This window comes from Segatella copri (genome assembly GCF_019249765.2).
Lineage (GTDB): Bacteria > Bacteroidota > Bacteroidia > Bacteroidales > Bacteroidaceae > Prevotella > Prevotella copri_K.
The window spans coordinates 19712-33280 of record NZ_CP152484.1; the positions used below are offsets into that span (position 1 = coordinate 19712).

Here is a 13569-nt window from a genome sequence, read left to right on the forward strand (position 1 = left end):
CCATAAACTATAGTAAATGATTCATTAAAGATACGATCATTATGAAACATATCAGATATTATATCATGGCGTTGCTCGCCCTGCCACTGATGGCATCTTGCGGCGATGATGATTACAGTGCGCCTACTCCTGCCGGTAATCCTGTGATGAGCTATACGGCTCCTGCTTCAGCTGTATGGATGGGCGATGAAGTGGAGGTGAAAGTAAACTGCAAGGATGATGGAGGAGTGGCTCTCTCTACCTTGAAAGCAAACCTCCTGTTTAGTGGGCAGAGTGTAGATGAAACTACCATCCGTACCAAGGAGGCTGGTGAATATACAGTCAAACTGAAAGTGCCTTATGCACAGAATGTTCCTGATGGAAAGGTGGATATTCAACTTACTCTGCAGAATGTATCAACCAAATCGAATACAGAGACCTTGTCGTTTGATATCAAGCGCCCTCATTTCAACAATCTGCAGTTTGTGAGTGCTGATGGTGTTAAATATGACATGACAGAGAAAAGCGACTTTGTTTATCAGGCTGTTCTTCCTAGCAGTAAGAAGACCTTCAAGGGATATTTTGCAACGAAGGATGGAAAGTTTGTCTTCGGTTCCAGCACAGGTAAGGATATCAGTTTGGGAGAAACAGGCAACTTCAACTTCACTTCTGAGAATATGAGCGATGTAGTTGTCACTTTCGATGCCAAGAACTATACGGCTGGTCCTACCGACGTATTGCCGGTTACTATCCTCGATTTTGCCGATACTGATGCAGGCAAGACTTGGATTGGTGAGATCAAGCAGGGGGCTACCTGCAACCTTACCATCAACGGCAATAATCTGCCAGATGACTGGTATTATGACAGCGACTGGTTCCAGAAAGAAGAGGATGGAAGCTATACCTTCAAGGCTATTACCGGCAGATATACCGTTCTGGCAGACTTCACCCATAAGTCATTCCGCATCTGGACAATGAATGGAAGTGAGCCTATGTCACTGAATGGCGATGGTACTGGTGCACTCTGGATCATCGGTAATGAAGGTGTCAACAAGCCAACTTGGGACGCTGTAAATCATGGCTGGTGGACAGGTGTTGACTCTGACGTCTGCCTCACTCCAATCAAGGTTAAGGTATATCAGGTTACACTCACCGTTGGTAAGCAGCTCAGAGCTACTGGCGTAGACTTCAAGTTCTTCGGTCAGGCAGACTGGGGTATTGAGTTCAAGGGTAAGGATAACAGCCATCTCATCTCAACTGAGAGCGAGGTATTCGGCATCGGTGACGGTAACGGTCACGACAACGGCAATGTTTATCTGAAAGATGGAGTAGAACTGAAGGATGGCGAGACATACGTTCTTACAGTTGACTTGACTGCCGGTGTAGACAAGGCTGTTCTCAAAGTAGAAAAGAAATAATATGTAGGTTTATAATTATTCATAAGCTTTTTAGGTTTTAGTTTAAATAATTTAGGGTATAAAGCTTTGTTTAAGGCTGCTCCAGACTTTTTGGGGCAGCCTTTTTTGGGGAGGTGCAAGGATGTAAGAACAACAAAAGTAAAAAAGAATATCAAAAAAATGCTAGAAAATTTGGAAATATACCCAAAAAACTATACCTTTGTCTCTTGAATGTCCTATACAGCAGTAAGGGCTGGTTCTAATGATACCTATACAACAAAATATTATCAACCTATGATAGAAAGATTATTATCTCTATTGTATATCTGGTGTTTCGCTACACTTACATCATGCTTTGCTCAAAAGGAAAGCATCAATGAACTGTATGCCCAACTTGATCGGTCTATAGAGCAATCCCAGCACTATACCAAACTGAAAGAAAGTAGCATCGCTCAGTTGAAGGAATTGATTCATCAGGAGAACAATCCGAAGTTGCTCATCAATACTTATCGCAAGATTTATTCTGAATATAAGCCCTACCAGAGCGATTCTGCTGTGGCTTATATTCAGAAAGCCATTGTATTGGCTCAGAAGGAAGGACTGCCGGCTGAAGTTGCTGGATTGAAAAGTCAGTTAGCTTTACAGTATTCTACAGCCGGAGCTTTTGCTGAGGCTTTGGAGGTACTCAATCATATAGATAAAAAGACATTGGATGAATCGAACCGGAAAGATTATTTCATCGCCTATTACCATGTCTATGGTGAGTTGGGCTTTTCTAATATACATGTAGATACTGATTTAAGTCAGAATTTTTTTAGTCGTCAGAATGCATATCGGGATACTTTGTTTGCTATCCTTCCACATCATAGCGAAGATTATCTCATGCGTAAAGAGGTGATGCTTACCAGTCAGAATAAATGGGATGAAGCATTGAAGGTGAATGATGAACGGTTGAATTTATGTAAGGAGGGGAGTCATGAATACGGCATCGTAGCCTACTATCGCTATCTGATTTACCGTTCTCTGAAAAAAGAAGAAATGAAGAAATATTGGTTGCTAAAATCTGCCATTTGTGATGTGAAGTGTGCTATCAATGATCAGGCTTCGCTCTGGATGCTCGCCGATATTCTGAGTCAGGAGGGAGATGTTGAGCGTTCCTATAAATACATCAACTTCTCCTGGAATGCCAATAAGAGTTTTAGTACGCGTATTCGCAGTTGGCAGATTTCGCCAGTTCTTGGTACCATCGATCATAATTATCAGGCACAGCTCAAGAAGGCAAACCAGCGTCTTGTCTTTGCCATCATCTGTGTCAGTCTTCTGGTTCTTTCTTTAGGTGTTCTGGCTTTCTATGTCAATAAACAGAAGAAATATGTTACCATAGCGAGAAATGAACTGAAGAAAACGAATGAACAATTGGAGGAACTGAATAAGAAACTTTCTGCTACCAACGAAATGTTGAAGACTTCGAATGATAAACTGAATGAGTCAAATGGTGTGAAGGAAGAATATATAGGCCAGTTCCTGGGAGCATGTTCTCATTATATAGACAAACTGGATAAGTTGCGTCTCCATGTCAATAAAATGGTAAAGAACCGTGAATATCAGGAACTTTATTCAATGACGAGAAGCAGTGAACTGAAGGAACACGAGTTGGGAGAACTCTATGCAAATTTCGATAAGGTCTTCCTGCATCTGTTCCCTGATTTCGTGGAAGACCTCAATAGCCTTCTGAAGCCGGAGGCACAAATCCATCTTACTGATGCTGCGAAACTTCCGGCAATGGTGAGAGTATTCGCCTTGATAAGACTGGGTATTGATGACAGTACGAAGATAGCAGAATTCCTTCATTATGCAGTTAATACGATATACAATTATCGGGCAAAACTGCGTAATGGAGCTATTGGTGAAAGAAATGAATTTGAGAAGAATGTGAAAGAATTAGGAACGATAAAAGGAAAAGGTTAATATATAAAATCAAAGAGGGTGTGTCATAAATACAGACACACCCTCTTTGTTTTTTATTACAACTGATAGAACTTGGTGAAAGCCTTCACGCAATATTCGTGGTCGATAACGCTACCGGTTTCGCGGCAACTGTGCATAGCGAGGATGGCATTGCCCATATCCACACCCTTCAATGGGATGGAAGAGGCGAGGATATTGCCCAATGTGCTGCCACCTGCTACATCGCTGTGGTTTACGAAACGCTGGCATGGTACACCGGCTGCATCGCAGATGTTGGCGAAGATGGCTGCTGATACAGCATCGCTCGCATACTTCTGGGCTGCATTGAACTTGATGACCGGACCACCGCCCAACTTAGGATGATTCGTAGGGTCGAATTTTTCGCTATAGTTAGGATGCCAGGCATGCGCATTATCGGCTGAAATCATGAAGGCACGCTCTACTGCCTGATAATAAGCCTCTTCTGTATGGCTCTGTGCCAGGGCGATGCGCTGAAGCATATATGAAAGGAATGGACTTCCGGCTCCCTGTTTGGTCTGAGACCCCGTTTCTTCATTATCGAAGATGGCGAGAACCTGGGTGGTATCATTGGCATCAGATGCAATCATCGCCTCTACACCAGCCCAGCACATAGACAGGTCATCGAGTCTGCCTGAAGAGATAAACTCATCGTGAACACCGAAGGTGCAGGCTGGAGTGGCATCAGCCAGATAAAGATCGAAATCAAGAACATCCTCTTTCTGGATATTCAGTTCGTCGGTTATCACATTCATCAGGAGATTACCCTTCTCCAGTTCATCATTGATGATGCCGAGGATAGGAAGTACATCCTTCTGCTTGCTCAACTTCACACCATCATTCACCTGACGGTTGAAGTGGATGGCGAGATTGCTGATCTGCAGCAATGGGCGCTTCACATGAAGAAGGAGCGTATGGGGATTCATCGCATTCTCGCCCTTCACGATAACTCTACCTGCCAAAGTGAGCGGACGGTCGAACCAGGTTGACATGATAGGACCACCATAAACCTCGGTATTCAGTTTTACGATACCGCCCTCGCAAAGCATCTCAGCATTTGGCTTGATGCGGAAGGTAGGCGAGTCGCAGTGGGCGCAGATCATGTGGAAACCGGCATCAGCCAAAGGCTTCTTTCCGATTTGGAAGGCGTAGATGGAAGAGTCGTTCTTGGTAACGAAGAACTTTTCACCCGCTTCAATCTTGCCCAAAGGCTCCTGTGGGTTCATACGGCGGAACCCGTTCTTCTCCAATTCCTCGGAGATATTCTTTACTGCCAGAAAATTCACTGGCGATGCGTCTAGAAAGGATAATAATCTTTTGATCATAGTCTATATCTTTATATTAATATCTTGCAAAGATAATAGATTTTTTTCATTTTATCTCATTATTCTATTTGTTTTTCATTTTTTTGTATTATCTTTGTCCCCAAATAAGATCAATGAATGAATTATGAAACGATATAAATCCTATACTCTCATTATATTACTGTTGTTGGCATCGGCTCTTCAGGCATATGCGCATATTTCCAGAAATATGTTCATGCTTTCCAATCTCAATGCTGACAATGGTCTTTCCAGCCCTCGAGTTTATTCTATTGTCGAGGCTGAGGATGGTGCCATGTGGATAAGTACTAAGCGTGGAGTTGACCGATATAATGGGCAACAGGTAACCAATTATACTTTATACACAGAGATGCCGTATAGTGATGCTAGTGGTAGATGTATAAAACTGACTAAGGATGCGCAACATCTGATTTACGCCTACGACAACAAGGGAAAGGTGTATATATATGATAAGAGGAAAGATACATTTGTCTTGAAATGTAATCTTCAGAAAATTTTAGGTGGAAGTATCGTGTTGAACGAACTGTTGGTAGATGAAAAGGGCAATTTCTGGTTAGCTATGGATAGAGGCATTTATTGCTTATCAGCAGCTACTGATGGAAAGGAGATAGTTCGGGAGACAGCTAAGGGTAGGTTTGTATTGAAAAATACCTATATTAATCATATCCAATTTATAGGTCAGAAACTTTTGATAGGAACATTTAAAGATGTTTATTGCTATTCGATGTCTGCCCGGAAGTTAGAAAAGAAGATTAGTGGCAGTTCTGTAGTATCCTCTTATCATGATATTGTGGGACATCGTATCTGGCTGGGTACTTTTCACGAAGGAGTAAAAGTGGTGGATGATCGTACTTGGAAGCTGATAAAATCTGCTGATTTCCAATCTTTGCAAAACATTCCTAAAATTCCCGTACGTTCAATCATTTTATATGATAAGCAGACTCTTCTGATGGCTGTAGATGGAGCAGGAATATATGCTTATGACAGTTCGGATAAACAAACCAAGCTCTTGCTTGATACAGATGGACGTCCGGGTAACGTTCTGAATGGTAATGGATTATATACCTTGTGCTGCGATCGTTTTGGCGATTTGTGGACAGGCTCTTACTCGGGAGGAGTAGATTTGGCAATACCGATGAAACATACATTGGAATATATCACACATGAATATCTCAACAATCAATCACTGATAGATAATTGTGTGAACGATGTTTTCCAAAGCCGTGATGGGAAAATATGGTATGCCACAGATAAAGGAGTAAGTGTTTATGATGCGCAGACTCGTCTTTGGCATCATGGATTATATAATAAAGTGGCGCTTACGATTTGTCAGACTGTAGACGGCAGAATTCTGGTTGGTACCTATGGTAATGGCGTATATCAGGTTCATGCTGATGGCACTAGTATGCCTGCTTATTCTGTGGAAACAGGAATGTTGAAGAGTGATTACGTATTCAGTCTTTTTACTGATAGCGATGGTAATGTTTGGGTGGGATGTTTGGATGGAGATATGGCTTGTTTCCCTTCAGATAAATATAATTTGAATGGAACGGGAAAGTCGGTATTCTATCTGCCTGTCAACGAAGTGCAATGCATCACGGAATCACTGGATAAGCGTTTTATTGCTGTAGGAACTTCGCATGGAGGCTATTTGATTGATAAGCGCGAACCTTTGCATCCTCGTCGTTTCTTTTATCCTGAACAGTATCCCGGTAAAGACATTAATTTGTTTGTCAACAGTATGTCTTTTCAGGATTCCCGTCATATCTGGATTGGAACGGATGGAGGAGGACTCTATGATTATGATTTACTGACAAAGAAGTTTAAGCGTTATACTAATCAGAACGCTTTGCCTTCTAATACAGTTTATGGACTTATAAGAGGTATTAATGGCAATTTGTGGATCAGTACGGATAAAGGATTGGCGTTCATGAAACAGGGTAAGATAGTAAACCTCAACATCTTTAAGGGAATGGAACGTGAGTATAACCGAATGTCTGTTGCGTGTACTTCAGATGGCAGGGTGCTTTTTGGCAGCAACGATGGAGTTGTCGCTTTGACTCCTATGTTTGCCAAAGGTTTGAATTATGCCGCTCCACTTCGTATTCATAGTGTTGAGGTTGAAGGTGTCAAACGTTCCGATTACTGGAATGAATGTCTCTTTGAAATGTTGAAGGAAGGCAAATTGAAACTTAGCCATAATGAGAATACGCTGGTTGTTTCTTTCGAGAGCATCAATTATCAATACCAGTATGATATTCAATATCAATATTATTTGGAAGGATACGACCGTAATTGGAGTAAACCATCTTCTAATCAGTTGGCACGATTTGTAAATTTGCCTTCGGGCAGCTATGTGCTTCATGTAAAGGCTATCTGCAGAAGTAATGGTAGAGAATTGGGAGAAACAACTTTGGAAATTCATATAGCCCAACCTTGGTGGAATACCTGGTGGGCATGGATTATCTATCTCTGTATTTTTGCTGTCATCTTATATTTTGTCTGGCAGTATTACAAAGAGCGCTTACAGCGAAAGTATTATGATGAGAAAATTAATTTCTTCGTTAATACTGCCCATAACATACGTACTCCTTTGAGTCTCGTGTTGGCTCCTCTTGATAATCTGGCTAATGATTCCAGCTTGAGTGAGAAAAGCCGTGGATTCTTGGATATGGCGCATCGCAACGGCAACAAACTTTTGAAGATGGTTACAGAATTGCTTGACTTCCAAAAGGTAGAGCAGTCTGCCGAACAGGTTCGCCTGCAAGATATAGAATTGCCGATGCTTTTACGTGTGCAGTTGGAAAAGTTTGTATTGGCAGCTCAAGAGAAGCATATTCAACTGTGTATTGAAACGTGTCCGCAGCAACAGATTCATTCTGATGTCAAAATGATGGATCTGATATTGGAAAATCTTCTCTCGAATGCTATCAAATATACACCTCAAGGTGGAAAGGTTACGTTGTCGGCTTCTGTTGAAGGTAAGATGGCTATGATTCATGTATGTGATACAGGTATAGGTATTCCAAAGGCCGAAATTAAGAGTATCTTCAAGACCTTCTTCAGGGCTTCTAATGCGATAAATTCTCAGGAAATGGGAAGTGGATTAGGACTGATGCTTACACGAAAGCTTGTAGAGAAATTAGGAGGAAAGCTTAGTTTCGTAAGTGAGGAAGGAAAGGGTACTACTTTCTGTGTGAAGATGCCATTAGGTCATGTAACAGATTCTTCAGTCCGGCTTGTTGGAGAAAAGAAAAATGTTGTAACTGAATCTTCTTTAGCTGAAGATAAGCATGATGAAACTTGCCAGACTGTGTCTTCTGCGGTTCTGCAGGATGCTGATGTTTCAACGGATACACTTCTTTTTGTCGATGACAATGAAGATCTTCGCAAATATATCAGAATGACTTTTGGTGATTCTTATCAAGTAGTTGATGTGGAGAGTGCAGAGGCTGCCTTGAAATATTTGAAAGAGGGCGGGATATGTGATATCGTTGTTTCAGATGTCATGATGCCGGGAATGCACGGAGATGAGTTCTGTCGCAGCATCAAGGAAAATAAGGAAACATCATGGCTGCCTGTTATCCTGCTGACTGCTAAGGCTGGTCGTGACTTTATGATAGAGGGACTCGGACTGGGTGCTGATGACTATATAGCCAAACCATTCGATACTGCTATTCTTGCGAGCAAGGTTGCCAGTATTTTGAAGAATCGTCGCCGGTTGAGTCAGTATTATATGGACAGAAGCCTTGCTCTTGTTAAAGGAGAGGTTGCTTCTGAGTCTGCTTCTTCCGAGCAGATTGTGGGTTCTGATTCTTCCGATGAACACTTGGAACCTACTGGAGCTTCTGAAGAAAAAAAGGATGATACTGTCTTGAATAAGCAAGGCCAGACATTCGAAAATGTGGCAGACACTGTTCTGAATCCGCAAGACCAGGCTTTTGTAGATAAAGCTACCCGTTTGGTGTTGACTCATCTGAGCGACACAGACTTTAATATCGACCGACTCTGTAGAGAGATGGCGATGAGCAGAACGCTTTTCTATGGTAGGCTGAAGACTCTTACGGGCCAAAGTCCGCAGGATTTTATGCGTTTGATACGTCTGGAGCAGGCTGCAATCTTCCTGAAACAGGGGGATAGTGTGCTGGATGTATCTGTGAAAGCCGGTTTTGTAAATGTGAAGTACTTTAGTACTGTATTTAAAAAACACTTTGGGGTTTCTCCAAGTAAGTATCTGTAAATTAGAGTTTTAAATTCAAAGAAAAGGTTTCTGTTTAGACGATATGTCTGAATTGAAACCTTTTTTTGTTTGTTATCTAACCCTCTGGAAGTTCCTTTTCTTTATCTTTGCAACCAGATTCTGTTAAGTAAGTCAAACAGTTATTTAAAAAACGAAACAATAACAATATAAACATAAAAATGAAAAGGAACTTTTTGAAAATTAGCCTCTTTTTAATAGGCGTCTTCACATGTCTCTCATGCGAAGCAAGTACGTTGCACTCATCCAGCAGTTCTGAAGGTGTAGGCGAATCCATACCTACTGCCCAGCAATGGAATAAAGATGTTGTGGGGTGGAATCTTGGCAACGCATTCGAGTGCTCAGCTCCTGGACAGGATGGTGAGTCGATGCAGATTGGCAACCCTGATGGTTCTATCCATGCAGAGACAGCCTGGGGCAATCCCGTTGTTACCAAGAAGATGATACAAGCTGTGAAGAAGGCAGGTTTCAATGCCATCCGTATTCCAATCCGTTGGCAGTGCCACATTACCAACGCTCAGGCGATGAGCATCGACAAGGCTTGGATTGCTCGCATCAAGGAGGTGGTGGGCTGGTGCCTTGACAACGGTTTGAAGGTTATCATCAATGTGCATCATGAAAAATGGCTCGAAGGTCGTCCTACCTATCAATATAAGGAAGAAAACTGCCAGAAGCTTGCGCTCCTCTGGATGAATATCGCCTCTGAGTTTGCCAATTATGACAGTCGCTTGGCTTTCGCCGGTACCAATGAGGTTCACATCAGGGACAACTGGGGCAAACCTACTGCCGAGAACCTCGAAGTGCAGAATGCTTACAATCAGATATTCGTGGATATGGTTCGTGCCACAGGCGGCAACAATGCCAAGCGCCACCTCATCTTACAGACTTACGTTTGTAACCCATGGTTTGGCATAGAGAATGGAGATTTCATCATTCCGAAGGATGCCGAAGGCAATGGCAACAACTATATGAGTGTGGAATTTCACTACTATCAGCCATGGAGCTACGCCGGCGATTGCACCTACGATTACTGGGGTGATGCCTACAAGGATGCTGGCAAGATACCTGCAGAAAACGAGAAGACGATGACGGATTTCTTCGACAAGGCGGTGAATACCTGGAGCAACAAAGGACTGGGTATCGTAATAGGAGAGTGGGGAGTAACCGATCACTATAAGTCTAACTCAGAGAAAGTGCATGAAAACATGACCTACTACTGTAAGTTCTTGACTACGGAGGCTCGCAAACGAGGCTTCTCTACTTTCGTTTGGGACAACAACCACTTCGGCAACGGCTCTGAGAAGTATGGCATCTTCGACCGTTTCAAGAGTATGAAGGTGAATGCTCCTTGGATTCTCGAAGGAATCTTTGGGAAAGAATAATGTTAAACTAAAAACAAAAATATCAATTATGAGAAAGAAAACTATGTTTCTCGGCCTGCTCGGTGCAGGTTTGATGTGGATGCCTGCTTCTGCCATTCTCGCTGCCCAGATGAACAATGCAGCGATGAGCGTTCAGCAGAACCAAGGCATCAAGGGTACAGTGGTGGATGCCACTGGCGAAACCTTGATTGGCGCTAGCGTGAAGGTGGCTGGTACAACCAACGGTTCCGTTACCGATATAGATGGTAACTTTACGTTGAACTGCAAGCCTGGAGCAACGCTCGAAGTGAGCTACATCGGTTACAAGACAATGACTGTGAAAGCTGCTAATGGCATGAAAATCACGATGCAAGAGGATGGTAAGGCCTTGAATGAGGTCGTTGTTACCGCCCTTGGTATCAAGCGCGACCGCAAGGCTCTCGGCTATGGCTTGGAGGAGGTTAAAGGTGAGGAACTTACCAAGGCGAAGGAAACCAACGTCATCAACTCTCTTTCTGGTAAGGTGGCTGGTCTCGTTGTCCAGAACACCGCTGGCGGTGCTTCAGGTTCTACCCGCGTGCTTCTTCGTGGTAATACAGAAATGGCAGGCAATAACCAGCCTCTTTACGTGGTGGATGGTGTGCCTTTGGATAATACCAACTTTGGCAGTGCTGGTGAAAGTGGTGGTTATGACCTCGGTGATGGTATCTCTGCCATCAATCCTGACGACATCGAGACGATGACCGTATTGAAAGGTCCTGCTGCCTCTGCCCTCTATGGTAGCCGTGCTTCTCATGGTGTTATCTTGATTACGACCAAGAAGGCGGAGAAGGATAGAATTTCCGTGGAGTACAATGGTTCTTATACTATCGATACCCAGTTGGCTAAATGGGACGACATCCAGGAGATATATGGTGCTGGCTACAATGGCGAGCTTCCTACATCCAGCACTTCTGGTACGAACTCAAGTTGGGGACCTAAGGCCGATGACTTCATGTTCAAATATTTCGATGGCGAAGAACGTCCATTCATGATGCATCCTAACAATGCTTCTGATTTCTTCCGCACAGGTTTCACCACCCAGAACTCTGCCATCCTCTCAGTTAATTCCGGTAAGACGGGTATGCGTTTCTCTGTTACGGATATGCGCAACAAGGATATCTTGCCAAATACCAATATGAGTCGTGACAACTTCAACCTCCGTGTGAATACCTCTGCAGGTCCTGTTGACTTCGACTTCACCGCCAACTATACTCGTGAGAACGTGAAGAACCGTCCAGCCTTGGGTGATTCTAAGAGCAACGTGGGTAAGAACCTCATGACCCTGGCTGGTACCTACAACCAGGCTTGGTTGAAGCACTATGAGGATGCCGACGGCAACTACTCCAACTGGAATGCTAACGACCAGTATAACAAGAACCCATACTGGGATCTCTATAAGAATGGCAATACTTCTAAGAAAGATGTGTTCCGCTTGACAGGTAAGGCCATCTGGAACATCAACAAGCACTTGAAGTTGCAGGGTACCATCGGTACCGACATCAACAGCATGAACTTCGAGGACTTCATCGCCAAGACAACTCCAGGTACACCAGCAGGAAAGCTTACCGACCAAATCTTCAATAACAGAACACTGAACGCAGAGCTCCTTGCCCTCTACAACAACTCATGGGGCGATTTCGATGTCAATGCCACAGCGGGTGGCAACATCTTCAAGGTGAACAACAAGACCATCACCAATACCGGTCTTAACCAGCAGATGAATGGCATCCAGAACATCATGAACTATCAGGAGCAGAACACTCGTGAGAGTATGTACAAGAAGCAGATCAGCTCTCTCTATGCCAGCGCGAGCCTCGGCTACAAGCATACTTACTATTTGGAGGGAACCCTCCGTGGCGATAAGTCGTCTACGCTCCCTACAAATAACAATACATACGTATATCCATCTGTATCGGGTAGTTTGGTTTTCTCCGAGTTCATCAAGAACAAGAAGTTTATCAATTATGGTAAGATTCGCGCATCTTGGGCAAAGGTAGGTAGCGATACCGACCCTTACCAGCTTGCACTCAACTACTCCACAGGCAAGTATAGCTACTCGGGTTATACCATCGGTATGATAGCCAACTCAACACAGCCAAACAAGGATTTGAAGCCTACAATGACAGGTTCTTACGAGGTAGGTTTGGAGATGAAGTTCCTCAACGGACGCTTGGGCTTGGATGCCACCTATTACAACCAGAACTCCAAGAACCAGATTTTGAGTTTGGCTTCAACCACCACCTCTGGCTATGCTTACCGCCTCATCAATGCCGGTGAGATTCAGAACCAGGGTATCGAGATTGCCCTCAATGCCCGTGCCTTGCAGATTAAGGACTTCGCTTGGGACTTGGGTGTCAACTTCTCCAAGAATACCAACAAGGTGAAGTCGCTCGTAGATGGTATGGACTATTTTGAACTTGCCAAGGCCACATGGTGCGGTGTATCAGTAGGTGCTCAGGTTGGCGAGAATTATGGTGCTATCCGTGGACACGATGTTGTTCGCAATGAGCAGGGACAAGTTGTCATCGATGCAGCCACAGGACTTCCAAAGGTTGACCAGAACGTGAAGACCATCGGCAACTCTTCTTGGGATTGGACTGGTGGTTTCTATACCACATTCTCTTACAAGAACTTCCGCCTCTCTGCATCTTTCGATGTGAAGGTGGGTGCTGATATCTACTCTATGTCTATGCGCTCTGCATACCAGACTGGTAAGGCAAAGGGAACATTGGCAGGCCGTGAGGAGTGGTACGCTTCTGAGGAGGCTCGTCAGGCAGCAGGTAAGGACATCTCGGCATGGCGTGAGTCTGGCAACTGCAAGGGACTCGTAGTGGATGGTGTTATCGACAATGGTGATGGTACTTATCGTAAGAACGACATCGCTGTGAGCCCAGAGGATTACTGGAAGCACATGGCTCAGAACGTACAGAGCGAGTTTGTATATGACAACTCTTACGTGAAGTGTCGTGAGATTACTTTCGGCTATACCTTCCCAGAGAGCATCCTGGGCAAGTATGTCAAGGGCTTGACCGTATCCTTCGTGGCTCGTAACCCATTCATTGTTTGGAAGAACATTCCTAACATCGACCCAGACTCCAGCTACAACACCTCAGGTCTCGGTCTGGAATATGGTTCCCTGCCATCTCGCAAGAGTTATGGTTTGAACGTGAATGTGAAGTTCTAGTCTCGAAAAAATGAATCAA

The 13569-nt window shown here is 43.8% G+C and carries 6 protein-coding genes; 5 read left to right on the top strand and 1 reads right to left on the bottom strand.

Annotated elements, in window-relative coordinates:
• Window positions 1-41 precede the first annotated feature (41 nt).
• Together KUA46_RS00070 and KUA46_RS00075 are read left to right on the top strand one after the other, a co-directional pair.
• Window positions 42-1397, top strand: coding sequence for a DUF5121 domain-containing protein (locus KUA46_RS00070; RefSeq protein ID WP_217326264.1), 1356 nt, complete (start codon window positions 42-44; stop codon window positions 1395-1397).
• 273 nt (window positions 1398-1670) lie between these two features.
• A complete protein-coding gene (locus KUA46_RS00075) occupies window positions 1671-3344 on the top strand; it encodes a DUF6377 domain-containing protein (RefSeq protein WP_217326265.1) in 1674 nt (557 codons plus the stop codon).
• 56 nt (window positions 3345-3400) lie between these two features.
• Here the strand turns inward: KUA46_RS00075 and KUA46_RS00080 are convergent, their stop codons facing one another.
• A complete protein-coding gene (locus tag KUA46_RS00080; protein ID WP_217745764.1) occupies window positions 3401-4687 on the bottom strand; it encodes a M18 family aminopeptidase in 1287 nt (428 codons plus the stop codon).
• Window positions 4688-4811: 124 nt separating this feature from the next.
• On the opposite strand from KUA46_RS00080, the gene KUA46_RS00085 reads away from it, so the two are divergent.
• From KUA46_RS00085 to KUA46_RS00095, 3 genes are all read left to right on the top strand, one after another.
• Entirely contained in the window at window positions 4812-8945 is a 4134-nt protein-coding gene (locus KUA46_RS00085) for an ATP-binding protein (protein WP_218486681.1), read from the top strand.
• A 179-nt stretch (window positions 8946-9124) separates the two neighbouring features.
• Entirely contained in the window at window positions 9125-10345 is a 1221-nt protein-coding gene (locus KUA46_RS00090; RefSeq protein ID WP_153079329.1) for a glycoside hydrolase family 5 protein, read from the top strand.
• A gap of 28 nt (window positions 10346-10373) precedes the next feature.
• On the top strand, window positions 10374-13550 hold the full coding sequence (locus KUA46_RS00095) for a SusC/RagA family TonB-linked outer membrane protein (RefSeq protein ID WP_218486680.1): 3177 nt from the start codon (window positions 10374-10376) through the stop codon (window positions 13548-13550).
• Window positions 13551-13569: the final 19 nt, after the last annotated feature.

Coding starts and splice junctions, on each gene's coding strand:
- KUA46_RS00090 (WP_153079329.1), top strand. CDS start 9,125: ATGAAAAGGAACTTTTTGAAAATTAGCCTCTTTTTAATAGGCGTCTTC.
- KUA46_RS00080 (WP_217745764.1), bottom strand. CDS start 4,687: ATGATCAAAAGATTATTATCCTTTCTAGACGCATCGCCAGTGAATTTT.
- KUA46_RS00070 (WP_217326264.1), top strand. CDS start 42: ATGAAACATATCAGATATTATATCATGGCGTTGCTCGCCCTGCCACTG.
- KUA46_RS00075 (WP_217326265.1), top strand. CDS start 1,671: ATGATAGAAAGATTATTATCTCTATTGTATATCTGGTGTTTCGCTACA.
- KUA46_RS00095 (WP_218486680.1), top strand. CDS start 10,374: ATGAGAAAGAAAACTATGTTTCTCGGCCTGCTCGGTGCAGGTTTGATG.
- KUA46_RS00085 (WP_218486681.1), top strand. CDS start 4,812: ATGAAACGATATAAATCCTATACTCTCATTATATTACTGTTGTTGGCA.